The organism is Brucella haematophila (assembly GCF_005938105.1).
GTDB lineage: Bacteria > Pseudomonadota > Alphaproteobacteria > Rhizobiales > Rhizobiaceae > Brucella > Brucella haematophila.
Genome location: NZ_VCPE01000005.1, coordinates 102715 through 127239, shown reverse-complemented (window position 1 = coordinate 127239; position 24525 = coordinate 102715). Strand labels below are relative to the sequence as shown.

Below are 24525 nucleotides of genomic sequence, written 5' to 3'. Positions count from 1 at the left end.
ATCGCACTCAGTTCTGCTCTTCTGTTTCCACATAGCGCGGGAAAACCGGCTGCGGGGCTGGCAGATCGGCACCGCCGACGAGCTGGCTTGCTGCCACGTCAGTGAACTGACGCTTGTCGGCTGGGACCGCCAGAATGTCGAGCAGCTTCTCAGCTGACTGCGGGATGAAAGGCTGCACCATGATGCCGACGCGGCGAATGACTTCTGCCGTCACATAGAGCACAGTGCCCATGCGCGCCGGATCGGTCTTGCGCAGCGCCCAAGGCTCCTGCCCCGCGAAATAGCGGTTGGCTTCCGCGACAACGGCAAAGATCGCGCCGAGCGCCAGATGCAGCGCCTGATCGTCCATGGCTTTACGCGCGGTTTCCAGCGCCGCATCAGCCTGATCGAGAATGGCCTTGTCGGCATCCGAGAATTCACCCGGCTGCGGAACCTTGCCTTCGCAATTCTTGGCGATCATCGACAGAGAACGCTGCGCCAGATTGCCAAGATCGTTGGCAAGATCAGCATTGGTGCGGTTGACGATGGCGTCATGGCTGTAGCTACCGTCCTGACCGAACGGCACTTCGCGCATCAGGAAGTAGCGCAGCTGATCCAGACCGTAACGCTCGACCAGACCGAACGGATCGATGACGTTGCCGAGCGACTTCGACATTTTCTCGCCGCGGTTGAACAGGAAGCCGTGTGCAAAGACGCGCTTTGGCAGCGGAATACCTGCCGACATCAGGAATGCAGGCCAATAAACAGCGTGGAAGCGCGAAATATCCTTGCCGATGATATGCGCATCGGCTGGCCAATAGGCCCACTTGTCGCTCGTCGTATCGGGATAGCCAAGCGCCGTGATGTAGTTGGTCAGCGCATCGACCCAGACATACATGACGTGCTTTTCGTCGCCCGGCACTGGAATGCCCCAATCGAAAGTGGTGCGCGAAATCGACAGGTCCTTCAGACCGGACTTCACGAAGCTCACAATTTCATTCCGGCGTTCGGCAGGCATGATGAAGCCCGGATTCTTTTCATAAAGCTCGAGCAGCTTGTCCTGATATTGCGAGAGACGGAAGAAATAGCTTTCCTCTTCAACCCACTCGACAGGCGTGCCTTGTGGACCGTAGCGAACATTATCCGCACGGACTTCGGTTTCTTCCTCGCCATAATAGGCTTCGTCGCGAACCGAGTACCAGCCCGCATAACCGCCCTTATAGATGTCGCCATTGGCAGCCATTGCCTGCCAGATGGCCTGACTGGCCTTGTAATGGCGCTCTTCGGAGGTGCGAATATAGTCGTCGTTCGAGCTGTTCAGAACCTCGGCCATGCGACGGAAAGCTTCGGTGTTGCGGTCTGCAAGCTCGCGAGGCGTGATGCCTTCCTTGCGCGCGCTTTGCAGCATCTTGATACCATGCTCGTCCGTACCGGTCAGGAAATGCACATCCTTGCCGTTCAGGCGCTGAAAACGCGCCATCGCATCGGTTGCAATCAGTTCATAAGCGTGACCGATATGCGGCTTGCCGTTGGGGTAAGCAATCGCGGTGGTGATATAGTATTTTTCGCGGCTCATTATGGACCCGGTCTTTCGATGTTTGAAAGCGCGCCTGACCGTTTGCGGGAACGATCACCAGACACACACAAGAGAAAATCGTCGGCTGTGACATAAACCATGTGAGCGGTCATGTCACGCCGCAGTGCAGCAAGTTGGGCTTATCTGGAGCTACTACCCGGCACCGTTGTGAAAAGCGCGATGCGTCTTCTCCAGCAAGATAACAACAGCCTGCTTGCGATCAAGATTATAGGTTTCGGCATCGATGATCTCGCGACCGAGATCACTCCAGAATCGTGACCACTGATCGGCCTCGCGCAATTGCCCAGCCTCGGCGCGCCTGCGCGCTTCAGCGGCGACGCGCTCCATCAGATGGTCGCGGAAGAGTTGATATTGTATTTCGGCCTCTCGCCCCGTCAGCACGCCAGCAAGCGCCTGCGCCTTGGGCAGATCGAAAGCTTGTCTTTCCAGTATCCCATCGACGGTGTCGGAAATCTCGATGCCGCCATGCGCCACAAGCAAAAGCGCCTTGCGAACACTGCCTTCGGCGCGTTCCAGAAGCGTCGGCGTGACACTTGTCGCATCAAGCCCGATATGCGCGCCCACATGAGACAGTGCGTCCTTCATGGCAATTTCGTCCAGCGGGCGCAGCTGAATGCTCTGGCAGCGCGATCGGATAGTCGGCAACAGGCGACCAGATGAATGCGACACCAAAACGAACAGCGCACGCGCTGGCGGTTCTTCCAGCGTCTTCAACAGCGCATTGGCCGCATTGCGGTTCATGTCATCGGCAGGATCAACAATAACGATACGCCATGCATGGTCCGAAGCGGTGCGTGTCAGAAAATGCGTGACGCGGCGGATTTCCTCGACCGTGATGCCGGTGCGGAATTTGCCGGTCTTCTGATCGAATGGACGATTGATATGCAACACCGCCGGGTGCATTCCACCCGCGATCTGCCGCCACAAGGGTCTCGCGAAATCCGGCGTACCAATGTCTTCCGGCGCGTTCGCCTGATCGCCATGGCTCAGCATGTGCCCCGCCAGATGGAAGGCCAGCGTCGCCTTGCCGATGCCCTGTTCGCCCTCAAGCAGCAACGCATGATGCATCCGGCCTTCGCGATAGGCCTGCGCCAGAAAGCGCGTCACCTCTCCATGGCCCGTCAGATAATCGCTGGCAGACGGTTCCGGAATGCCTTCAATGGAATCATGCGCCTTGGGGACGTCGAGTTCGTCGATCACAACAGCCCCTTCTTTTTCAGGAGTTCACTGGCCAGTGCGCCAATATCCTCGGCAATTTCTTCCTGCGGGCGATCTGCCGCGACAACCTTGCAGCGCTCAGGCTCCGCTTCCGCAATAGCCAGAAATGCCTGACGACGCGCCTCATGCACGGCAATATCTTCCTTTTCAAAACGATCCGCAGTCTCGTTCCCGCGGCGTTTCCCTGCGCGAGAAAGCCCTTTTTCAGCGGGAATGTCGAGAATGATCGTCATGTCGGGAACGGCACCGTCGATTGCGATGCGTTCAATGGCCGCCATATAGGTCGCATCGAGATTGCCGGTCACGCCCTGATAGGCACGGCTGGAATCGATGAAGCGATCACACAGCACCACACGCCCCTCGGCAAGCGTCGGGCGGATCAGCTGATCGACATGATCGGCGCGGGCAGCCGCAAACAACATCGCCTCCATGGCCGGACCATAGCTTTCGGCATTGCCGCTCAGGATAACGTGCCGCACGGCTTCTGCGCCCGGAGAACCGCCGGGTTCGCGCGTAATGACGGGATCAAATCCATTGGCGCGCAAATATTTGGCCAGCAAGGCGATCTGCGTCGACTTGCCTGCACCTTCGCCGCCTTCGAATGTGATGAATAATCCTGACACTCTGGCTTCCGCATTACGTTCTGAAAAGAGTCAATCGCCACAAGAGCTTGATTCAAGTTCATACCGGCCTTTGGCGGTCAGGTCGAGAATTTTGAGCACATCCCAAAAACTGTCTAAAGATATTTCCGCAGCCAGCCGGTCGAAAGTTCGACCGCGCTGCTCCAGGCTCTCTGGGCGAGAGAGCCTTCATCGACAGATTGCGCTGCATATAGCGGCACTTGCTGGACCATATTACCGTTGAGATCGAATTCCAGAAGGCCGACCTTGCTGTCCGCTTCAACTGGAGCATGCAGCGGCCCCTCATAAATGAACCGCGCTTTCAGCTTCTCCCGCCCCTCTTTCGGCAGCAGCAATTCGACATCGTCTTTCACTTTCAGCGAAACGCTGGCCTGCGTGCCGCCAAAGACCTGCGCTTCACCGACAATATCGTTTGCCGAATAAAGACGCATATCGTCAAACGAGGTCATGCCCCATTGGATAAGCTTTCTGGCTTCCTCTTCCCGTTCTTTCACGCTCGCAAGACCGCTCAATGCAAGGAACAGACGCCGTCCATTCTGCTGCGCCGATGCTACGAGAGCGTAGCCCGATGCTTCCGTGTAACCGGTGCCCATGCCATCCGCGCCGACATCCAGCCGCAACAGCGGATTGCGGTTGCGCTGCGTGATGTTGTTCCAGGTAAAGGCTTCCTGCGCGTAATATTTGTAGAAATCCGGGTGAGCCGAGTGAATATGGCGCGCGAGTTTGGCCAGATCATCCAGCGTGACCGACTGTCCATTTGCTGGCAAACCGGTCGAATTCACAAACACCGAATTGGAAAGACCAAGCTCCCTGGCGCGCTGGTTCATCCGCTCCGCGAAGCTTTGCTCGCTTCCAGCCAGTCCTTCAGCCAGAATGATCGCGCCATCGTTAGCCGACTGAACAATCAGCCCTTGAAGAAGGTCCGCGACCGTCGGTGACGACTTGATGCGGGCGAACATGGTTGATGTGCCCGATGGAGCGCCGCCGGTACGCCAAGCATTTTCACTGACCTGATAAGGCGTCTCGAGCGTCGTCTGGCCTTTTTCCAGCGCTTCAAACACCACCTCCGCCGTCATCAGCTTGGCAAGCGATGCTGGCGGGATTGGTGTTTCTGCACCCTTTGAGAGAAGCACTGTGCCGCTGCGGTCATCGACCAGCAGGGCTTGCGGAGCCTTGACCACGAGCGACGTTTCGACTGGTGCAGCAACAGACGCAAAAGACGTCAGAACGGTAGCGATTCCCACCGTTCCTGCTGCTAAAACCCCAGCAATTCTCGAATGAAGCCCCATGGAAATCCTGTCACGACCGCACTGAACGCAAGCTTACGCAACGAATTCGACCAAAATCAATCCTTCAAACCGCATCACTCAAATATGATGCGGTTGAGCGGCTCTTCGTGTCTGAATCAACAAGCGAAAAGGCTAACGGCTTCAGATCAGACACTCAGTCCATGCGCACGACGAATGCGTTGCTTGCTCCAGCCTTCCAGGCTGCGCGCAGAAGAGCGTCGTTACCGCCCTTTTCCGCAACGGCGGTCAGTTCATAGAACTCGCCCTTTTCAGTCGGCACCTTGGTGCGGCTGATTTTAGCTGTTTTCGGCAAAGCGCGCTGCATCTTTTCAGCGGCTTCAAGCGTATCAAACAGGCCCAGCTCGACATATTCGCCGTGCTCTTCCGCGTTGCGGCGTTTCCATGCGTTGGAAATAGCGCTTGGCGTCAGGATGCTGCCATAGGTGCGCTCTTCGGTATAGGCGCTCGCGGCGATCCGGTCAGACGCATAACCTGCCAGTCCGTTGATATGACCGGCATTAGCCATACCAAAGCTGGAATTCGGCTTGCGCGACGGCGTCGGCACATTCGGCGGCAAAATCGGTGCGGGGCCGGAAGCATCGCCATAAGCCGGATTAACCGAGAACGGCGATTCCTGTGGAACAGGCGCATAGCCTGGCATAGGCGCGCTTTGCGGGGCCATTGCTGGCATCGGAATACGGGATTTCGGTGATGTTGGCGTCGGGCCATTCATGGCCATCATGACACCCGTCGCAGGCTGGCCGATCATGTCGCCACCAGACGGACGGTAGGATGCCATCAGATAGGCGTCGTCGTTGCCTTCCAGCGGCGCGCGCCCGACATACTCGACTTTCACATTGGCCGTGCCGTGATGCTGGTAGTCGAGCATTTCCGCCGCCTTCTGCGACAGATCGATCACGCGGTTGTATTCGTAAGGACCACGATCGTTGACGCGAACAATGACAGAGCTGCCGGTGTCCATATTGGTCACACGGGCATAGCTCGGCAGCGGCATGGTCGGATGCGCTGCGGTCAGATGCGCCATATCATAGACTTCGCCATTGGCGGTCAGACGGCCATGAAAGGCCTCGCCATACCAGGACGCACGGCCGACAGCCGTATAATTCTTGTCTTCCTTGGGGTAGTACCAGCGGCCCTTGACCTTGTAAGGCTGGCCAGTCTGATCGCGTCCGCCGCCGCGCGGCAATGGCTTACCGGTGCCATAGGCAACACGCGGGCTGGCCTTCACGCCATATTTGGACTCGGCGAAATATTCCTTGGAGCGCTTGGGTTTAGGCTTGCCTTGTGGAGGCGTGGCGCAACCAGCAAGAGCAACGGCCATAGCCATGAAGGTCATCATGGCGACCGAGCCGCGCTTGTCACGCAACATCGCCGCCTTCTCGCTGACCGAAATTTTCAGTCCACGCTTCGAACTCATACGCCACACGCCCGTTACTCAACAGGCAGCCAAAAACGCTGGCTGCACTTTACATAAATCCAGTGATGTCACCGATTTATTGACGGATCATTAAAACTTTCAGAAAAGCTGCATTTTGAGTCGCCACACGCACAAGATGATTAACGGCGCAGCGCGCCGCCGCCCTGAATTGTGGAACCAACTTGCCTCCCACAGAGTTGGAAACATACAACAAGGAGAACATCATGTTTCGAGCACTCATTCTGTGGCTTCTGGGCGTACCATTTATTCTCGTGCTGATTATCTGGTATTTTTTCTTCTGAAGAGGGAACATTCGGAGGAGTTTCCCGTTTTAGAAGTGGCTCTCTTGACCTCTGAGCCAGTCACCTAACGTCATGATTAGGCCCGCGCTTCATAGCTGCGGGCCCTTTTTTTGACTAAATTTCAGCGACTGCGCGCCGATGGAGCAGGAATAAGGGCATTGATTGCCCGCCGATGTAGCTTGAAGTGCGCTGGTGTCCAGGTGGAAAGCTCGCCATCGGTATTGACCGCGCGCGGCTTCTTGGTGCGTATGATCACCTCGGTCGTTGGAAAGGCGCGCACATCATGCCATTTCGACTGCGTACCGCGCCGCAGGCTCGGCAACAGCCGCAGCAGGTGCCACCAGTGGTCCACCTCAAGACTGTAGAAATCCAGCTTGCCGTCATCAATGGCAGCATCTTTCTCCACGGCCATGCCACCGCCGTAAAATTTGCCATTACCGACCGACACCTGCAAGGTTTTGATCTGCTCGGTGATGCCGTCATGTTCGAGATAGGCGGTAAACAGCTCTGAACGCATCAAAATGCGTGCTGCAACGATACCGTAGCCGAGCTTGCCCCATTTCTTTTTCGCATCCGCGCTCAACTGTTGCGCAAGCTCCGCGCTAAACCCGATGCTGGCGACGTTGAAATAAAGATGCCCGTTCACTTCGCCCAGATCGATGGGATGAACCTTATAGGTCGCAAGCTGTCGCGCGGCCTCCACCGGATCAGGTGGAATGCCCACGGTGCGGGCAAAATCATTGGCTGTGCCAAGCGGCAAAATGGCAAGCGGCATGCCGGTATCCATAAGCCCTTTTGCAGCCGCATTGAGGGAGCCATCACCACCACCGACGACAACCAGATCATGGTCGCGCTCACGCAAGATGACATCCGATATGGTTTCGCCCTCGCGCGGCTGATGCTCGAACAACTCCAATCCACCGCGCTCAAGTTCCGTTCTCATATGGCCGCCAAACCCCTTCCCGTTACGGGCATGAGGGTTCACGATCAGCAATGCGCGACGTTTGGTTGTCTTCGCCATGGAGTATCCGTCAGTCGGTTTCACTTTTCGTCAGGAACCCAGGAACGCCGTGATGACGCACAATTGTGCAATCTGGCGCAATCCGGTTCTGGACGACACTTTCAGCAGATGGCGACGGATTCTCGGATATCAATATGTGAAAACGCTAATTCTCATATCCCGCCCGCAAAGTTGAAGACGGTAACAGCATGTGATCAAAACAAAGAGGCGGCACAAATGCCGCCCCTTGTGAAGCTGTTCTCGTCAGATAACCGCGCGTTTCAATGCATAGGCATTGGGCCGACAAAATCGGCATGATCATCACCGTTCAGATTGCTCTGCCAGTCAACAATGACCTTCTGTCCAACCCTGACATTGGGATGTGTGTTCGGGAAAAGTTCGAAACTCTGGCCATTATCCAATGTCACGACCTGGCTGGCGCGATCATAAGCCTTCAGTTTTCCGATAGTGAAATCTTCTGCATGCGCGGCAAACGAGAAAAGTGAAACACCTGCTGCGACAGCAGCCATAAGATGGTAACGCATCTTAGTCTTCCTCCAGACAGCGCAATCGAATTGCGCTCCTCCGATGGTCCGTCAACTCGCAGATTTCTTCGATGATCCTATCTCCGAAGAACATCAACACCTGTCGGGCCGGTCCATACTTATAGATAAGACAAAATCTTCTTTATTTCATGGCGCTTTCGATCAATACGGATCACGGGCAATCACAGCTTTGCGACTGACGAACAACTTTCTTCATGAGGGATAGCGTTGCCACGATCTTACAGATTGACGGGCCGGAAAAGAGAACATAGCTTGTTTTCCAGAGTGCAAAACTCTTTGATCTGATTGAGCCGAAACCGGCTTCAAGATACTGAAATATCTTGCAGATTGCGGGTATGATGTAATGGTAGCCTGTCAGCTTCCCAAGCTGAACGCGCGGGTTCGATTCCCGCTACCCGCTCCAGTTTTCGCCGCTACTCACAACCAACTTCTACTGTGACTTTGCCCTACTACAGGGCAATGAGGCGCTTCGCGTCACATCCAATCCTTCTATAGTATAATTATATTATATATTCATAATACCAGATATTATAATAACGCACCCAATTATTTGCGATGCAATCATTCTTCAATTCAATATAGAATTTGGTATTATTAAAGAACGAGATGGTTCATGCAAAAATTTTCCATTCTGGTTTCTGTTGTAACCAGGAATCGTCCAGCGATGCTGGGTACACTTTTAAAGTCATTGGAAAACGTCATCGTACCAGAACAGGCTGCTCTGCATTTTCTGGTCGTGGAGAACAACACATATAAAACGCTGGATGAGCAGGTTACGAGCTTTGAAGCGTGCATGCCGGAGCACCTTGTCCAGTATCGGCTGGAACAACGGATCGGCATCTCGCACTCTCGAAATTGCGCGCTCAACCACGCCATAAGAAATGATCATGATTTTCTGGTCTTCATCGATGATGACGAGATTCCTGAACCTGACTGGCTCGTTGAGTTGTTTGCGGAGCAGCAGCGCGAAAAGCTGGATATTGTCGGCTCTCCCGTGCGCCCAATGCCGGTAGATGGCGAATTGAACATCTGGCAGAAATTCGTCTGGTCCGGACTGGATCGGCTTGCCAGCCGTTCAGAGCGCAAATCGCGCCTGAAATGGGAAAGCGGCATGGCTGATAGTATCAAGGTTGCCACCGGAAGCTGGATGGGCAGGCTCGATTTCTTCCGCAAGACGGGCCTTAAATTCGATTCCTATTTCGGTCTGACGGGCGGCGAGGACTGGCATTTATGGGCCAAGGCCAAAACGCTCGGCGCCCGAACGGGTTGGGCGCCAGATGCCATCGTCTACGAAACCGTGCCGCTATGCCGACTGACACTGTCCTATCACTTCCGGCGCAATCGCGATCACAACACGACGGAGTTCATTTCGTCCTACAAGAAAAACCCGTCGCGGGCGCTTGGAAAACTGCCTTCCCTGCTGGCAAGCCGCAGCTGGAAATTGCTGGTATCCATATTGTCTATCCCCCTGAAGGGAGCTCCAGCGGTACTTGCATCCGCTACGGCGTTAGGCGGCCTGGTCGGATTGCTGCGTGGCTGTACAGGCAAGCAATCCCTGCACTACGCCAAGACGACCGGGCATTGAATCTAAGCAAACCAGTTACCCATGAAAAAACCCCGCTTTTGTGGGGCTTATACATTAAAGGCCGGAACATTTGTTAAGATGTTCCGGCCTCATTGCCGTTGTGTTGTCGCTCTTCACAATGGCAGGTGCAAAGCGGTTGAGCCCATGCGGGCATGAACTTTCGTTCGAAAAAAAGCAGAACCCTTTGCGCCTTTGAGGCCCTGTCGCACTGTTGAGAGAGCTTTGCACTCGAGTATAAGGGAGACCAGCCTCATGAGCGATACTACCCGTTTTGTCGGCATCGACATATCGAAATCATCCTTCGACATTTATATTCTGCCGGATCATCGCACGGCAAGCTTTGCCAATTCGGCACAAGGCATTGCCGCTTTCTTCGTGTTCATCGTCCGCTTTTCCGGGATCGAGCGTCTCGTGCTCGAGCCAACCGGCGGTTACGAGCATCGTGTCGTGACAGCCTTGCAGGCGGCACCGCTACCAGTCGCTTCGATCCGGCCATGAAGGCATTCATCATGCGCCTCAAGCAAAAGGGAAAACCCGGCAAAGTCGCCCTTGTTGACGTCATGCGCAAAATGATCATCATCCTCAACGCAAAAATGCGAAAGCAATACGCAACGGTGCTTGACTGCTAACACCGTTGCTTTTTGTGTTTAGAGCCTTATCAGTGCTTAGCAGACGCCACACCAGCCTGCTCGAACGTGGCCATGCCGCTGTGGCATTGTGCAGCCGCCTTGACGATGCTGGCTGCAAGAGCAGCGCCCGTTCCTTCACCCAAACGCATGCCGAGATCGAGAAGTGGCTCTTTGCCGAGCTTTGCCAGTAGCAGACGATGACCCGGTTCAGCAGAGACATGGCCGAACAGGCAATGATCGATCGCTTCCGGATTTGCGGCATAAAGTATCGCAGCGGCCGACGATGCCACAAAACCGTCGATGATCACCGGGATTTTTTCCATGCGAGCGGCGAGAATAGCGCCTGCCATGGCTGCAATTTCACGTCCGCCGAGACGGCGCAGCACTTCGAGCGGGTCTTTCAGATGCGCCTGATGCAGGGCGACAGCCTGACGGACCGCTGCAAGCTTGCGCTGCAACAGATCGCCCGTTGAGCCCGTGCCCGGTCCAACCCAGTCTTCCGCCGTACCACCGAACAGTGCGAGTGCAATCGCCGCCGCAATAGTCGTGTTACCAATACCCATTTCACCGATGCAGAGAAGATCGGTGCCACCAGCAATCGCTTCCATACCGAAAGCCATGGTCGCCGCGCAGGTGCGCTCATCCATGGCCGGTTCTTCAGTGATATCGGCAGTCGGATGTTCCAGCGCCAGATCGAAAACCTTCAGTCCAAGATCATTGGCAATGCAGATCTGGTTGATTGCAGCACCGCCTGCCGCAAAGTTCTCGACCATCTGCGCCGTGACACTGGACGGGAACGGCGTGATGTTTTTTGCCGTGACGCCGTGATTGCCTGCGAAGACCGCCACCAGCGGGCGGTTGATCTGCGGCGTGCGCTTGCCGGTCCAGGCGGCAAGCCATGCGGCGATGTCTTCAAGACGTCCCAGCGAACCGGCAGGCTTTGTCAAAGTTACCTCGCGCTCGCGCACTGCCCTTTCCGCACCCAGATCGGGACCGGGCAGATTGCGGATCAGTTCACGAAAATCGTCAAAGGGAAGGCCACTGGCGCTCATATCGTTCAGTCCAATCGATCATGGGAGATGCAAATCTGTTTGGCACGTCCTATAAGCACTCACACAATTTTTCAAATCACCTCTTCGAGCCGATGGCCCTTGAGGCGAAATATCGCGAGCCCTAAAACAGTCCTGTGGGCTATAAAGTGTTGCGGAGCAGTCATTTGCAGCGAAATGGTTTCATAGGCGATACAATACGGTCGCTCGGCTTTTTGAGCCGCCTTCCGCTTCCGCAAAGCTGGTTCGAGAACACGGACGATTCGCTGCTGCGCAATGCCCGTGCCTTCCCGCTTGCAGGCGCGGTGCTGGGGCTTCTCTCAGGGCTCGGGCTGATGGCCGCCAATTCCCTGCATCTGCCTGCCCTCGCCTGCGGTTTTATCGCGGTTGGTGCGCTGGCAGCCATGACCGGTGCGTTGCATGAAGATGGGCTTGGCGACACGGCCGATGGCTTCTTCGGCGGCGCAACGCCGGACCGTCGCCTCGATATCATGAAGGATTCCCGCATTGGCACCTTCGCCGCGCTCACACTCATCATTTGGGTTGGTATCAAGGTGTCCCTTCTGGCCGCTATTATCGAGCGCGCAGGCCCCGGCTATGCCTTGCTTGCGCTGGTCGCCAGCGAAGCGGCAAGCCGCTCTGCCATGCTTGCCTTCTGGCATAGCCTGCCATCGGCCCGTCCCGGCGGACTTGCCGACAGCGTTGGTGCGCCGAGCTGGGAAACAGTGGTTTGCGGCGCGGCACTCGGTTTCGTCATCATGGCACTGGGGCTGATCCCTTCCGGCGGCGTCCTATCTATGATTAACGCACTTGTACTCGTGGCGCTGCTACTTGTCGGCTTTGCCCGGCTTTGCATGTCGAAAATCGGCGGTCAGACCGGCGACACCTTGGGCGCGGCGCAACAAATCGCTTCCCTTGCGGTGTTAATCGGGCTTGTCATGGCCCTGTAATGCAACCACATTTCAAGCATGAACACGGCGACAATCAAATCACCCTGCATATTGATATGCACGATGGACGCTGAAACCGGCTTTTGTCTGGGTTGCGCGCGCACGCTCGATGAAATTACGCGCTGGTCCCGCATGAGCGCCGAAGAACAGATCACAGTACTATCGCTTCTGCCCGACCGGCATGAAATTCTTATTGAAAAGAAAGTAGGCTGATGGGGCGTTTTTTCTGGCTCGTTATTGCCGCCGTCGCAATCGTCGCTTTGTTGCTGATGTCCAACAATGACAGCGGCACCACGATGGGTCTCGACAATGATGTCTTCGCCCGTGCAGCCTATCTGGGCATATGGGGCGTTGTTCTCGCTGCCGGTCTGCTCGGCTCCGGCATCAAGCTTTCGGATTTCGCGCGCAATATGGCCGTCTGGGCGGTGATTATTCTCGGTCTCGTCGCGGGTTATCAGTATCGCTACGATCTACAGGACGCTGCAAGCCGCATAACCGCAGGCCTTATCCCCGGCAGTCCAATTTCCGGGCGAAATGCCGAGGGCGCTGTAACCGTCACACTCGCCAAGGCTTCCAACGGCCATTTCGAAGTGAATGGCCGCGTCAACGGCGCGCGCGTACATTTTCTGGTCGATACAGGCGCTTCTTCGGTCGTTCTGTCACAGGAAGACGCCGAACGCGCCGGTCTCGATACAGCATCGCTGAATTATAATGTGCCGGTGATGACAGCCAATGGCACCGCTTCCGCCGCGAGCATAACCATCGCCAACTTGCAGATTGGTGATATCGAGCGCCAGAATATTCGCGCCATGGTCACCAAGGAAGGTCTGATGACCGGCAGTCTGCTCGGCATGAATTTTCTGCAAACACTGGGTGGCTTTACGGTACGCGGCGACCAGCTGATCCTGATCGATTAAGCCGCTTCGGCGCTGGCTTCTGTTACAGTGGCATAAGCTTCACGCAGCACGTCGCTGGTAGCACCCGGCTTGGTTGCGTCGGTGGATAGCATCTGACGCCAGCGGCGTGCGCCCGGCAGGCCGCTGAACAGACCAACCATATGGCGGCTCACATGTGAAAGCCTGCCGCCCGATGCAATATGCCGGTCGGTATATTCGCACATCGCCTCGATAATATCCGCCATATCAATCGCGACGGGTTCATCGCCAAACAGACGGGCATCCACTTCCGCCAGCAAGGCGGGATTGTGATAGGCAGCGCGCCCGAGCATCACCCCGTCCATATGTTCCAAATAGGTTTTGGCTGCATCAAGCGTGGTAATACCGCCATTAATGCCGACAAAGACATCGCCGAGGCGCGCCTTCAACCGATAGGCGCGATCATAGTCGAGCGGCGGGATTTCGCGGTTTTCCTTCGGCGACAAACCTTTCAGCCATGCCTTGCGCGCATGCACCCACAAGGCATCGGCACCGGCGGCAAGCGCCAGATCAGCGAGCGCATCCAGCGCCACTTCCGGGTCCTGATCATCGACGCCGATACGGCACTTGACCGTGACTGGCACAGAAACAACTGCCTTCATCGCCTCGACACAGCGCGCCACGATTTCGGGCGTCTGCATCAGGCAAGCCCCGAATGTGCCCGACTGCACGCGGTCTGATGGGCAGCCAACATTCAGGTTGATTTCGTCATAACCAAAGCCGATCCCGATTTTTGCCGCTTCTGCAAGCTTGGCCGGGTCAGACCCGCCCAACTGCAAGGCGATTGGGTGTTCCGCGGCGTCGAAACCAAGCAAACGTTCGCGCGGACCATGGATCGCCGCATCCGCCACAACCATTTCGGTATAAAGCAAAGCACGCTTTGAAAAGAGCCTGTGAAGATACCGGCAATGTCGATCTGACCAATCGATCATCGGCGCAACGGCGAATCGATAGTCCGGATAGTCTGATTTTCCTACTTGCTTGTCTTTATTATCGCGTGTTTTCACTTCTTATTCTCTTACCGCATACGCTTACTTATCGATCATGTTATATTAAGGCTGCGCTGTAGCACTGTATATTTCCGCCCACATAGCGAAAACAAAACAACCTCTCAACTAATTATACCGCGCCCAGTTGAATTAAGCGAGATGACACGATTTCTCACTCAACAGCTCAGCCATCTGATTGACAGCTGGTGACTGTGTTCCAGTCTCTTGTGATTTGTAAGGCCTGACAGCCCTTATAACGAAACCACATGCTTAATTGGTTATGCCGATAAATCTTCTGGCAAGTCGCCTATGAGAATGCGCCAAACCACTGCGTCCACGAATTTAATACGACGTACGCCTTGGACTCCTTGATGGCTTGATTATCACGGTATCATTTTCGCGAGCAGATGGATGACTTGTTACTTCTTACGCTCTACCGAGCACGGCAATTACAGAGAGAGCCCACGCGGCTCCTATGAATGTTAGCCGTTATTCCGGTTCACGCAGGGAGCCAAAACAGGTTGAAGAGTCTAGTCTCAAAGTGGTGACACTTCAATGATGGCAATTATGTTGCCAATAGCCCCAACAACCTACACCTAACCCCAACCTCGCGCTGCGCGCATCGCGAAATCAGGGCCACCCGTGCTATTTCATATTACCATATGTAAAGAGCGGAGAATCCCCAGTCGATAGAGATTCATGGCTCGTAAATTGATCTAGTAAGCTGTCCCTAGTTCGCGGACATCACCCTTTATGAACTTAAGCAGTTGGATTTCATTTCTGTCGACATAAATTTCATAGACTGGGGCAGGAGTCGAGCCTCGCTCTCCTAAAAGCGCCGACAAGCAATCCGCAAAACTCGATTCACCCTGATAATCACACATTGCTGCTTCAGGCGCCCTATTCACTGTGAACTTAACGAGACCAAGCTGCCTAGCAGCTGTTTCGTAAAGCTTTGGGTCGTTATAGCTCCACAACTTGTCAATAATGATTATGTCGGGTTTAATCTTCTGAATTTCGCTAACGGTATTTTCCGCCGTAAACTGAAAGCTGTTGTACGTCTTTTCGAACGGCGCACTATCAAGAGGCAGGTTCGCGGAATATATCGCTGTCATCGTGTTCGTCGCTTGTGAGCTGATCTCATTCATAGTCTCAACGGCACTCGTTTGAGAAAACGATGATGCAGACGCAACAGTACCAAATGTATTCAGAATATTGTAAGCCGCAAGAACGGCGATAGAAATTATGAATATCAGGTAAACCGGTAACTTCAGTATTCTCGGAACAAGCGCAGGAGCCGTAACAATAACCACAATTGATGCCGGCAGTACTGGATATAGATAAGATCTAATGAAAAAGAATTTCAACAGACATATCAGCACTATCAAGAATGCAAAATTAGCTAGCGCACAAGCCTTAAGAAATTGCGACGTGGATCTAAAAAAAACGATTAATGAAGCCGCGAGCGCGATCAAAAACCAAGGCTCCGAGAAAACGATTATACGCGTCCATTGACCAGCGGAATATGACAATGAATTGCTGATATCAAGATGATGCGTATGTATTGCGATTTGCTTTTCCAGAAATCCAGAGAAGTCCAAAATAATATATGGGTCGGATATAAAAACGGTCACCAAAGCAACACATGTGAACGTCAACGCATGTATCAAAAACACCCGTATTTTACCCGTGGAGACAATTAAGGTGCGAGTGCCTAGATAGAGCGGAACTATGAGATATATTAGGAATGGTTGCTTCGACAGGAACGCAAGTAACGCCATCGCCCATCCGATCAACAGTGACCGATGTCGATGCGAGTGCTCGTAGTCAGCGCATGCGATGAGCGAGATGCTGCCAAAAAGCAGACCGAATGCTTCAGGATGAATTTGGTATGAAAAAACGACAAATGGCGCCCACAGTGCCACAAACAACAGTATGACGACAGACATAACCTTGTTAGCGTTTATGCGAGTGAGTAACACTCCCAGACAAACGAGGCTCAATATTGACATAATGAAGGATAATGATCGGGCAATCGCAGCCTTTGTCGCGAAACTCGTATTTTCAGCCAGCCACAGAACCCATATACTCAAACTGTTTCCCGGCCAGCCGTATATCGATGTATGATACATAAATGCTTGGTCGAATTTTCCACGCTCGACAAGTTTGAGATAGTCACCCAAAAGTGATCCGCTGTCGATGAATGCAGCCGTTACCACAGCTAAATTTTCATTATTCTTAAAAACCATAAAGCCAAAACCGCATGCGAACAGCGCCGCAATTGCAAGAGCATAAATGATTATAGATTTTATTTTAATTACTTGCACCACAGATCGATCTTTCTCAGAATTATTTTCATATCAATTTCAGGGAATGAACGGACAAGGAAAATATTCTTCATGGCATGTTATTCACTCATCAGATGGCAAGTAAAAAGTCAGTATTTCTACATATTGTATACATTTGACTCTAACAAATTCCCCTGAATAGGTTTCCCACCGATTCGCTTCAAAACTAGATTTAAAAGAAAGAATTCAACAAAAAACTTCTGCGGCGCTTATCTCGGGCTATGTCTCGCAACTGCATGCCACCGCCCTTTTTTACAGCTTCCCTGGGATGTTTGAGGCGCGCAAAAACACGTAGTATTTCAAGCTCGATTTCATTGGCCTGCGATTGCTTGTTCTTCCCCCAGATCAAATCTGTGAGTTTGTCGGTGTCGAGCCATTCAGGTGCAGCGAGCAGAACACGATCCATCTCGTTTTCACTTGCAGACGCATTTGCAAGTGAAAGATTTTTCCCGTGCCATCGATAAGCGACACAGGGCTCGGCAAGACAACGGAAACGCTGATCTTTCGCGCACGCTCGGAGCCAGTACTCATAATCCTGCAGTTGCCAAAGATCTTCGTTGAAAAGCCCAACTGTGTTCCAGCAGGATCGCGTCATCGCGACAGATGGTGCGCAGACCATGTTGCCGTTGTTGTATATATGCGCGAACATGTCTATGGGGGCAGGAAAATCGTAGTGGTAGAACAGCGGTGGATGAGCGAGAGCCGGCAGGACTTCACCTCGCTCATTAATCCATTCAGGCAGACTACTGACGATCTCGGCACTCCCACTGCGCAAAACAGCTAATCGTGGCGCGAGGCTATTGGGAAGAAGCAGGTCATCACCTGACAAAAGAACAATAAACTCTCCCTTCGCGCGGGACATGCCGTGGTTCAAAGCACTACTCGGACCCCCATTAGCCTTCGAGAGAACCTCAACCCCCGAAACCTCGAACTCCTGAGCAATTCCTAATGTTCCGTCAGTGGACCCGTCGTCAACAACAATGACTTGCAGGTCTGGGACATCTTGTGTGAGAACACTTGCCAATGCATCCCCAATATATCGCGCATGATTATAAGTGGTCACTATAAGGGATATCATCGAGAACTCACCTGAACCGTCGAGTAGAATTACGAAAGATACTCGACGACGACATCGCCGTCCTTCTCAATGATTGATTTGTACCTTTTGCGAACTACACCCCAAGCAGTACGAGATAACGAGTAATACCTGTCGAGATTATCCTCTCTCGTCAATTCAGCGCCCCAACTCTCATGAAATTTCCAGACGCGTTGGTTTTCCTGCCTGACGTCAAAATGAGATGCTGCAAAACCTAGTTTCTCAAACGCATAAATATAAAGCAAAAGTGCACTTTTTGTACCGGTGCGCAACGATGCATCTGGTGAAACAATCCAGCTTCCCCAACAGAAACTATTCTCTTTTTGATCATATAAACGAATGGTACCGAGCGACTTTCCATTCAAATCTTCAATTACAAAAAAAGCTTCGTTATCTTTCTTCTCGTAGCGCGTCAGGAAATCAATTTGCTGTTGAACGTCATCACTGACAGCAGATATATATCTGTTAAGGATATTGTTCGTGCGCAAAGAATAAATGAACTGCGCATCGTCGACGACGGCATTTCGCAACCTCAACCCCATACCTTCTATCCGAGCAGCCTTTCGAATGCAGATCATAGAACGTCCTTCAGTTGCTGCAGGTCTATTGTAAAATCATCATGCATCGAGTGAACACCCGTTACTACATTGGCGCGTGGGCCATCGATATAGGTGATATCCAATCGTCTCGCCGCGCCGATCTGATCCCAGAACGTGGTGTTGTTATAGGGATGATCTGGGTACAAAACTACCGCCTTGGTATTGGGCCTGCACCAAAGAAGATTGGTAAACCCAGCACCTGTCCCGCCCACAATCACATCGGCAGATAAGAATAGTTCCACCTGTGACTTGATTGACAAAATAGAAAGGTCGATCACTTCAAAGTCCATTTTGAGAAGCGCGTCAATAATCTCCTGCTCATTGACGATCTTCCGATGCCTCCCATGCCGCGTGAGAAAAAGTTTGCGGCGTCGGCGTGTGCAAGGCTCCAGATTGCCATCTGCAACCTTGTCGACGATAGCCGTAAGAAGCGGTGCTGGGAGATAAGTATCGAATGTCTCTGGCTTCCTGTCATAAACATCCCTGACAAGGGAGAGATCGGAAACATAAAACAACTTCTCGACAAGGTACGGAACGTTTCTGTCCAGCTTCAAAAGCTTCCGGTCTGGATGTTTGAGCAAGTCAATTAACTCGTACAGCCGACCATCGAGATCGCCGGACACTAGCAAAGGAATGGAGACATCGAAGCCCATCTGTTCGAAATAAACCAGCTTCGGCATCAATTCCGCCACAAAATGAAAATAGTTCTGCTCATACTCTTTGAACAAATGCAGCCCTGATTTCACTTTTGGATTAAGGCCTACTTTATACTTGAGTAGGATATTATCTCCGCTGCGCCAAGTTCTGTCCCATAGTTTCAGACTTGCTGTGCTAGGAGAAATCGCAATTTCATCACTAATGATCATCGATTCCTTGGCCAGCATGGTGCTGCCCGGAATAACAAACACATCATTCAAGGTAACGCTGTACGGCGCTACGGCGTGTTTAATCCCTCGATTGCGCATCTCATGAGCAATCTCTCGCAAGATTGGCTGCTCAATTATTTCCAACTGCTGAGCTGCGCAATATGCCCTACCCGTGGAAACGATGGCATGATGCAGTGCGTCCTGACCTGCGTGTATCATCTTCCATTCGATTTGATCCAAGGTAATAGAGGCATGTCCACCGATCGCCTCTCCCTGCATGAACGATTTTACCGCAAGGTCAGCACGTGGAATGTAGCCACAGCGACGCCCTTCTCCTAGGAAATGCGACAACGGATTGACCAATTTTTGATCAACTCCATAGGTCCTTACATACCAGCCCGTGTCGAACAATGGAGATGGGTCGCGGAGTTCCAATGCACCGTATTGTTCATAGTGTTGCAATGGATTCATTCCGGCGGCAGCAACATCTGGATATTTCTCCAGATACCAGCGCCCCCAGAAAAACTCGCATGGATCGAAACCCTTCTTCCAACCAACCTGAAAATAATGGTCCCATACATCGTCGATAAGACCGATGCCATCCTGATATTGTTGCCTATACCAAGCCGCTTCAAAGCATTGTGAAAAAAAACGTTTTTCATATGAAGGCGCTCTGTCCAGCGCACGGTGAGACGACATTCCGAAGCTGCGGCTTCCACAAAGCCGCTGCCAAACACGGCTGGCAACTCGGAAAAATGATAGCTTCATGAACGTTACTCGGCAGCCTCAAGTAAAGCGCAAATCACCGCATCCTGCTGCGCGGTTGTGATGCCCGGCCAGATTGGTAACGATAAGCAATTCCTAGACGCCTGTCGGCCCGCCACACATGTCATACGATCGATGTCGAGATTGTATGCAAGCTGATCGCCTGGAGCGATAGGATAGTGGACAGCGACATCGATTCCTGCCGCACGCATCTTCTCGATTACGCGATCGCGATCATCCACCATGATCACGAACAGATGGTAGACATTTTCGCACACCGCATAGGTGCGCAAAAGTGTAACCGACCCGACATCCTTCAGATGATCTATATAATAACGGGCAGCTTCTTGACGCTGCCTATTTTCCTCATCCAGCCGTCTCAGCTTGATCCGTAGGTAAGCCGCCTGTAGTTCATCAAGTCGAGAATTGAAGCCCACTTCTTGGTGGTAGTATTTTTTCTCGCTACCATAATTGCGCAAACGCTTCAGCTTCGCAGCCAATTCAGCGCTTTGGGTAACAATAGCTCCGCCATCACCGGCCGCACCAAGATTTTTCGTAGGATAGAAACTGAATGCGGCTAGATCACCGAATGCCCCAACGCGTGCACCCTTATACCGAGCACCGTGTGCCTGTGCCGCGTCCTCTACTACGTAGAGATCATGGCGTTTGGCAATATCCGTGATCCTATCCATGTCGGCAGCTTGACCAAACAAATGAACAGGGATGATGGCACGTGTTCTTGGTGTGATGGCAGTCTCGATCTTTTCACAATCAATAAGTACTGTATCCGCTTCCACATCCACTTCAACCGGCGTCGCACCCACATGCGAGACTGCCAACCACGTAGCGACAAAAGTCTGGGACGGCACGATCACCTCATCGCCTGGACCTATGCCCAGCGCTCGCAATGAAAAGCTAATAGCTTCAAGTCCATTAGCTACGCCCACACAGTGCGCTCCACCGCAGTAATCGGCGAACTCATTTTCGAAGGACAACAACTCGGATCCAAGGATAAGATTGCCACCGGCAACAACATTATCACACGCAACGGACATATCTTCCCGCATAGCCAGTAAAGCGGCTTTAAAGTCAACAAATGGAACATTCATGATATAATACCTACCAACGCATCAAAATCAGCGCGACGGCGAATATAATCCGCCTCGGAATACTCGTGTGAAGCGAGCACAAGGCACACAGCGTTTGACGAGAAGCTGTGTATTTCTCGCCAAGTATACGGACCAATATGCAAAGCCTGATCAGGTCGCTCCAAGCGATAGGAATTACTTCCTTCACTAGTGACAACATCAACCGTAAAGCTGCCTGAAATTGCAATTAGATACTGCTGCAGTTCATGATGGGCGTGCCCACCTCGTTCAGAACCTGAAGGAACGTCATACAAAAAATAGACCCTGCAGACATCGAAAGGCAAACCAGTACTTTTTTCGAGAACACATAGCTTACCACGCATATCCGGAATCACTTTTAGTGGCATCACCTGCGGTGAAATCGGAGCAACAGCTACCTCCTTAGGTACATTTGCCGGGATTATACCACATGCATTGGCCGATTCCGCCGCCTGTATAGAAATACCGGCAATAAATTGCTTTCTATTAAATCTAGCCATCATCTTTCAGCCCCACCGATAAGATTTAGGCCTATTATCAGCGCGACAGCCTAAACGGAAGCCCCCCCCCGGAGCCGATTAAACAGAGCAATCACCGCCTAAGCGATCAGCGTACCCACACCGAGCGTCATTTCGGGTACGCATGGCGGAGTTATATGCCAATCTACACCTCAACGACCAAGTGTAGGCAGATAACGGCTACGTGGCTCTTTCCTCGAGAGTTACAGTACGCAACATGCGTGCGGGTCAGATTGTACTGCGGATAACCAATAAGATTTGTCTAATTTGCAACGACACAAATTTAGGCTGTACCCCCCCCAAACCGAAGATTGAGCTTAGCCGACTGACGCGTCAGCTATCCTAGATATTTTCGGGCACAGTTCTAAGCGGGAACAAAAAAAATTAGCTAATTGAAAATCAACACAGAATCGAACGCCTCGGCCACAGAACAGCAAAAAATAAAAACAACCATCCGACATGCAAATCTTTGTATTAGGTAGAACTCTGTATCGGATATATCTGCATTTGTGAGTTTTTTATATAAAACCTCAGCAATAAATATCTTAAATAGTAAAAATGAAATTATTTTATATAATTGTAATCTGAAAAAAATAATTACTATATTTATTTAATTAATAACACCCAAAATATCATTATATCATAATATTTTTCACCATTCCCTAAACCAAAGCGAATCAATTTAGACTATTTTTGAACGCTTACACAGATAAATACAAGGTTACCTCTGTTGACAATAGTTAGGCATCCCTATTTTTGCGATTACAACAACGAGGAACACCTTGAGGTTCTGGTTTTGTCATATCGATTGAAGTGGCACGTTGGACTTGCTTTACCCAATTGAGCACACGCTCTATGTGGTTGCGGTCATTGTAAACTCGAAAGTCGTAGGTCAGCAGGTATCATGTTCAGCCTTAGCTGTGTAACGGGTTTGATCCTGCTACATAGGAAACCCCATCTGATGTTTCAGCACCGACCAGCGCCTTTACAGGCGAACAGACTGTGACTTTGGTCGCATTTGCGCATTATGATCGCGTCCTGAAGCCCTCCCTCCGATTCTTTTCTCATTCATTCAAGGAAATCCGGCGTGACCTCCCTTTCCCCCTTCGGCAAATCCTTCGATGCCTTCCTGTTCGACATGGACGGCACGATCCTCAGCTCCATTGCGGCAACCGAGCGTGTCTGGGGAGAATGGGCCAAGCGTCACGGGATCGATCCGGTTACATTTTTGCCGACAATTCACGGCGTGCGCGCCGTCGATACGGTCCGCCGTCTCGATATCGGCCTCGACCCTGATCAGGAGGCAGCAATCCTGCTGGAAGCTGAAATGGCCGATCTGGACGGTATCGTTCCAATCGATGGCGTCTGTGATTTCCTGAATGCGCTACCGGAAGACCGTTGGGCGATTGTAACATCAGCCCCGCTTGAACTGGCCCGTCGCCGCATCAAGGCAGCAGGATTGCCGCTGCCAAAGACGATTGTTTCGGCGGAAGATGTTGAACGCGGCAAGCCGAGCCCGGAATGCTTCCAGCTTGGCGCAAAGAAACTCGGCTTTGATCCGCATCGTTGTCTGGTGTTCGAAGATGCTCCAGCTGGCATCGTAGCCGGAGAATCGGCTGGCGCTTGCGTGGTTGTCGTCACCGCAACGCATCCACATTCGCCGGAAACCTCGCATCGAAGCATCGACAGCTATCGCGAGCTGGCGCTGAGCGTGGCCGATGACGGCAAGCTTAGCCTTGCCGTCGGTGAGACCGTTTCGGTCGGATAAGCGCGACGAAATTCTGGTTATGACGAGCCGAAGATGGTGGAGTTCGAGAACCGGAGCGGAGTGTACTTAAAGGTACATGAGCACCGGAAGCGCAGAACAACGCCATTTGCAGGCCATCAGAGCCGGAATTAAATGACCCGCCCCCCCTCGCGCCAAACAGTCCGTATGATCGGCACATGTTCGGCCACCTGAACACGCACCAGATCGGCGCGCTTGCCTTCGGCTATTTCGCCACGATCATCAAAGCCCACAGCCTGCGCAGGGTTCTTCGAAACCAGACGAATAGCTTGCGGTAATGAAATGCCGTCCAAGACATCGGCCAGAAAGAATGCCGACTGCATCATGCTGGCCGGGATATAATCCGATGAGATGATGTCGAGATGCCCGGCTTCGACCAGCTCACGCGCAGAAACATTGCCCGAATGCGACCCGCCACGGACCACATTGGGCGCGCCCATCAGCACCGACATGCCGGATTCTTTCGAGGCTTTGGCCGCCGTGTGGGTGGTCGGGAACTCGGCAACGCGAATGCCCTGTTCACGCGCTTCGGCAACGTGATCAAGCGTTGCATCGTCATGGCTTGCAAGGATCACACCGCGTTCGTGGCACAGATCGGCAATCGCCTTGCGCGTCTTGGCGGAATAGATCTGCGACTGGCCGATGCGCCGCTCGCAATAAATCCGGAACTCTTCTTCCGACAGCTTGTTCTTGCCCAGGAAGTACGCCTTGTAGGCATCCAGATTGGTAAACTGGCGCTGTCCCGGCGCATGGTCCATCAGCGAAACCAGCCTGACCAGCGGATGGCTGCCGAAACGTTCAAAGGCCGGGAGACAATCCGGCGCGGAAACCTCGCAGCGCATGTGCAGGAAATGGTCGGCACGCAGCCGCCCCGCCGCACGACCCTCTGCAATGGCTGTGGAAAGCTTCAGCATGTCGTCGATGCCGGTTTGCGCATCATCGTCCAGACCGATGCGCAAAGCATCGAAGACGGTGGTGATACCAGAAGCGGCGATCTGCGCATCATGCGCTTGTACGGCGGCAATCGGGTTCCAGCGCACTTTGGGGCGCGGCGCATAATGCCCTTCCAGATGATCGGTATGAAGCTCGATCAGACCCGGCGTCAGAAAATCGCCTTCCATGTCTTCGCCAACCGATGACGGCCCGCTGGCGATGTCTGCAATCTGACCGTCAACGAGCTTGATCGAACCGTCGATGACGTCGTCTGCGAGAACGATGCGCGCGTTACGCAGGATAGTTTCACTGGTCATCGC

22 protein-coding genes, 1 tRNA gene and 1 pseudogene are annotated in these 24525 nt (G+C 52.8%); 8 read left to right on the top strand and 16 right to left on the bottom strand.

Annotated features, from left to right (window positions below; all coding sequences use genetic code 11):
* Nucleotides 1-7 precede the first annotated feature (7 nt).
* From metG to FGI60_RS10015, 7 genes are all read right to left on the bottom strand, one after another.
* Nucleotides 8-1555, bottom strand: a complete 1548-nt coding sequence (gene metG, locus FGI60_RS10045) for a methionine--tRNA ligase (RefSeq protein WP_078338541.1) — start codon at nt 1553-1555, stop codon at nt 8-10.
* A gap of 153 nt (nt 1556-1708) precedes the next feature.
* A complete protein-coding gene (locus tag FGI60_RS10040; RefSeq protein ID WP_138785059.1) occupies nt 1709-2776 on the bottom strand; it encodes a DNA polymerase III subunit delta' in 1068 nt (355 codons plus the stop codon).
* Nucleotides 2773-3417, bottom strand: a complete 645-nt coding sequence (tmk, locus tag FGI60_RS10035) for a dTMP kinase (protein WP_138785058.1) — start codon at nt 3415-3417, stop codon at nt 2773-2775. The genes FGI60_RS10040 and tmk overlap by 4 nt, the downstream gene beginning before the upstream one ends.
* 113 nt (nt 3418-3530) lie before the next feature.
* Nucleotides 3531-4724, bottom strand: coding sequence for a D-alanyl-D-alanine carboxypeptidase family protein (locus tag FGI60_RS10030; protein ID WP_138785057.1), 1194 nt, complete (start codon nt 4722-4724; stop codon nt 3531-3533).
* A gap of 154 nt (nt 4725-4878) precedes the next feature.
* Nucleotides 4879-6162, bottom strand: coding sequence for a septal ring lytic transglycosylase RlpA family protein (locus tag FGI60_RS10025; protein WP_138785056.1), 1284 nt, complete (start codon nt 6160-6162; stop codon nt 4879-4881).
* A gap of 423 nt (nt 6163-6585) precedes the next feature.
* On the bottom strand, nt 6586-7485 hold the full coding sequence (locus FGI60_RS10020) for a lipid kinase (RefSeq protein ID WP_138785055.1): 900 nt from the start codon (nt 7483-7485) through the stop codon (nt 6586-6588).
* Between the two features lie 260 nt (nt 7486-7745).
* Nucleotides 7746-8009, bottom strand: coding sequence for a hypothetical protein (locus FGI60_RS10015; protein ID WP_138785054.1), 264 nt, complete (start codon nt 8007-8009; stop codon nt 7746-7748).
* Nucleotides 8010-8359: 350 nt separating this feature from the next.
* On the opposite strand from FGI60_RS10015, the gene FGI60_RS10010 reads away from it, so the two are divergent.
* From FGI60_RS10010 to FGI60_RS26660, 4 genes and pseudogenes are all read left to right on the top strand, one after another.
* Nucleotides 8360-8433: transfer RNA gene (locus FGI60_RS10010), tRNA-Gly, on the top strand.
* 210 nt (nt 8434-8643) lie between these two features.
* The gene (locus FGI60_RS10005; protein WP_138785053.1) at nt 8644-9615 is read left to right on the top strand and encodes a glycosyltransferase family 2 protein; all 972 of its coding nucleotides are present in this window, start codon (nt 8644-8646) and stop codon (nt 9613-9615) included.
* 252 nt (nt 9616-9867) lie between these two features.
* A pseudogene (locus tag FGI60_RS10000) lies at nt 9868-10104 on the top strand (IS110 family transposase); the annotation flags it as partial.
* A gap of 5 nt (nt 10105-10109) precedes the next feature.
* The gene (locus FGI60_RS26660) at nt 10110-10244 is read left to right on the top strand and encodes a hypothetical protein (RefSeq protein ID WP_268898805.1); all 135 of its coding nucleotides are present in this window, start codon (nt 10110-10112) and stop codon (nt 10242-10244) included.
* Between the two features lie 29 nt (nt 10245-10273).
* Here the strand turns inward: FGI60_RS26660 and cobT are convergent, their stop codons facing one another.
* The gene (gene cobT / locus FGI60_RS09995) at nt 10274-11296 is read right to left on the bottom strand and encodes a nicotinate-nucleotide--dimethylbenzimidazole phosphoribosyltransferase (RefSeq protein WP_078338479.1); all 1023 of its coding nucleotides are present in this window, start codon (nt 11294-11296) and stop codon (nt 10274-10276) included.
* A gap of 164 nt (nt 11297-11460) precedes the next feature.
* Between cobT and FGI60_RS09990 the strand changes: the two genes are divergently transcribed.
* Genes FGI60_RS09990 through FGI60_RS09980 form a run of 3 tightly spaced genes read left to right on the top strand, consistent with a single transcriptional unit; the run spans nt 11461 to nt 13160 of the window.
* Nucleotides 11461-12243: an adenosylcobinamide-GDP ribazoletransferase gene (locus FGI60_RS09990; RefSeq protein ID WP_138785051.1), complete on the top strand. Its 783-nt coding sequence runs from the start codon at nt 11461-11463 to the stop codon at nt 12241-12243.
* An 18-nt stretch (nt 12244-12261) separates the two neighbouring features.
* On the top strand, nt 12262-12456 hold the full coding sequence (locus FGI60_RS09985; protein ID WP_121535934.1) for a DUF1289 domain-containing protein: 195 nt from the start codon (nt 12262-12264) through the stop codon (nt 12454-12456).
* Nucleotides 12456-13160 carry a TIGR02281 family clan AA aspartic protease gene (locus tag FGI60_RS09980; RefSeq protein ID WP_138785050.1) on the top strand — a complete coding sequence of 235 codons (705 nt, stop codon included), beginning with the start codon at nt 12456-12458 and terminating at the stop codon, nt 13158-13160. The genes FGI60_RS09985 and FGI60_RS09980 overlap by 1 nt, the downstream gene beginning before the upstream one ends.
* On the opposite strand, the gene dusA is transcribed toward FGI60_RS09980, so the two are convergent.
* The 7 genes from dusA to FGI60_RS09945 form a co-directional block, all read right to left on the bottom strand.
* Nucleotides 13157-14185, bottom strand: a complete 1029-nt coding sequence (gene dusA / locus FGI60_RS09975) for a tRNA dihydrouridine(20/20a) synthase DusA (RefSeq protein WP_138785049.1) — start codon at nt 14183-14185, stop codon at nt 13157-13159. The genes FGI60_RS09980 and dusA overlap by 4 nt on opposite strands.
* 698 nt (nt 14186-14883) lie before the next feature.
* Nucleotides 14884-16497 (bottom strand): hypothetical protein, encoded by a 1614-nt coding sequence (locus FGI60_RS09970; RefSeq protein ID WP_138785048.1) that lies wholly within the window; start codon nt 16495-16497, stop codon nt 14884-14886.
* Between the two features lie 190 nt (nt 16498-16687).
* A complete protein-coding gene (locus FGI60_RS09965) occupies nt 16688-17593 on the bottom strand; it encodes a glycosyltransferase (RefSeq protein WP_138785047.1) in 906 nt (301 codons plus the stop codon).
* A gap of 29 nt (nt 17594-17622) precedes the next feature.
* Nucleotides 17623-18189 (bottom strand): GNAT family N-acetyltransferase, encoded by a 567-nt coding sequence (locus FGI60_RS09960; protein ID WP_138785046.1) that lies wholly within the window; start codon nt 18187-18189, stop codon nt 17623-17625.
* Entirely contained in the window at nt 18186-19844 is a 1659-nt protein-coding gene (locus FGI60_RS09955; RefSeq protein ID WP_138785045.1) for a glycosyltransferase family 61 protein, read from the bottom strand. The genes FGI60_RS09960 and FGI60_RS09955 overlap by 4 nt, the downstream gene beginning before the upstream one ends.
* Before the next feature lie 5 nt (nt 19845-19849).
* The gene (locus FGI60_RS09950; RefSeq protein ID WP_138785044.1) at nt 19850-20950 is read right to left on the bottom strand and encodes a DegT/DnrJ/EryC1/StrS family aminotransferase; all 1101 of its coding nucleotides are present in this window, start codon (nt 20948-20950) and stop codon (nt 19850-19852) included.
* Nucleotides 20947-21471 (bottom strand): sugar 3,4-ketoisomerase, encoded by a 525-nt coding sequence (locus FGI60_RS09945; RefSeq protein ID WP_210238436.1) that lies wholly within the window; start codon nt 21469-21471, stop codon nt 20947-20949. Before FGI60_RS09945 ends, FGI60_RS09950 begins: the two co-directional genes overlap by 4 nt.
* 1102 nt (nt 21472-22573) lie before the next feature.
* Here FGI60_RS09945 and FGI60_RS09940 point away from each other — a divergent pair.
* The gene (locus FGI60_RS09940) at nt 22574-23254 is read left to right on the top strand and encodes an HAD family hydrolase (RefSeq protein WP_138785043.1); all 681 of its coding nucleotides are present in this window, start codon (nt 22574-22576) and stop codon (nt 23252-23254) included.
* A gap of 128 nt (nt 23255-23382) precedes the next feature.
* Here FGI60_RS09940 and FGI60_RS09935 read toward each other — a convergent pair whose 3' ends face one another.
* Entirely contained in the window at nt 23383-24522 is a 1140-nt protein-coding gene (locus FGI60_RS09935; RefSeq protein ID WP_138785042.1) for an alpha-D-ribose 1-methylphosphonate 5-triphosphate diphosphatase, read from the bottom strand.
* Nucleotides 24523-24525 lie beyond the last annotated feature (3 nt).

What these genes read in the sequence shown, in the direction of transcription:
- FGI60_RS10005 (WP_138785053.1), top strand. Translation starts at nt 8,644, where the DNA reads ATGCAAAAATTTTCCATTCTGGTTTCTGTTGTAACCAGGAATCGTCCA.
- FGI60_RS09945 (WP_210238436.1), bottom strand. Translation starts at nt 21,471, where the DNA reads ATGATGGCTAGATTTAATAGAAAGCAATTTATTGCCGGTATTTCTATA.
- FGI60_RS09955 (WP_138785045.1), bottom strand. Translation starts at nt 19,844, where the DNA reads ATGAAGCTATCATTTTTCCGAGTTGCCAGCCGTGTTTGGCAGCGGCTT.
- FGI60_RS26660 (WP_268898805.1), top strand. Translation starts at nt 10,110, where the DNA reads ATGAAGGCATTCATCATGCGCCTCAAGCAAAAGGGAAAACCCGGCAAA.
- FGI60_RS09980 (WP_138785050.1), top strand. Translation starts at nt 12,456, where the DNA reads ATGGGGCGTTTTTTCTGGCTCGTTATTGCCGCCGTCGCAATCGTCGCT.
- metG (WP_078338541.1), bottom strand. Translation starts at nt 1,555, where the DNA reads ATGAGCCGCGAAAAATACTATATCACCACCGCGATTGCTTACCCCAAC.
- FGI60_RS09960 (WP_138785046.1), bottom strand. Translation starts at nt 18,189, where the DNA reads ATGATCTGCATTCGAAAGGCTGCTCGGATAGAAGGTATGGGGTTGAGG.
- FGI60_RS10020 (WP_138785055.1), bottom strand. Translation starts at nt 7,485, where the DNA reads ATGGCGAAGACAACCAAACGTCGCGCATTGCTGATCGTGAACCCTCAT.
- FGI60_RS10025 (WP_138785056.1), bottom strand. Translation starts at nt 6,162, where the DNA reads ATGAGTTCGAAGCGTGGACTGAAAATTTCGGTCAGCGAGAAGGCGGCG.
- FGI60_RS09985 (WP_121535934.1), top strand. Translation starts at nt 12,262, where the DNA reads ATGAACACGGCGACAATCAAATCACCCTGCATATTGATATGCACGATG.
- FGI60_RS09965 (WP_138785047.1), bottom strand. Translation starts at nt 17,593, where the DNA reads ATGATATCCCTTATAGTGACCACTTATAATCATGCGCGATATATTGGG.
- FGI60_RS10030 (WP_138785057.1), bottom strand. Translation starts at nt 4,724, where the DNA reads ATGGGGCTTCATTCGAGAATTGCTGGGGTTTTAGCAGCAGGAACGGTG.
- FGI60_RS09935 (WP_138785042.1), bottom strand. Translation starts at nt 24,522, where the DNA reads ATGACCAGTGAAACTATCCTGCGTAACGCGCGCATCGTTCTCGCAGAC.
- cobT (WP_078338479.1), bottom strand. Translation starts at nt 11,296, where the DNA reads ATGAGCGCCAGTGGCCTTCCCTTTGACGATTTTCGTGAACTGATCCGC.
- FGI60_RS10015 (WP_138785054.1), bottom strand. Translation starts at nt 8,009, where the DNA reads ATGCGTTACCATCTTATGGCTGCTGTCGCAGCAGGTGTTTCACTTTTC.
- FGI60_RS09950 (WP_138785044.1), bottom strand. Translation starts at nt 20,950, where the DNA reads ATGAATGTTCCATTTGTTGACTTTAAAGCCGCTTTACTGGCTATGCGG.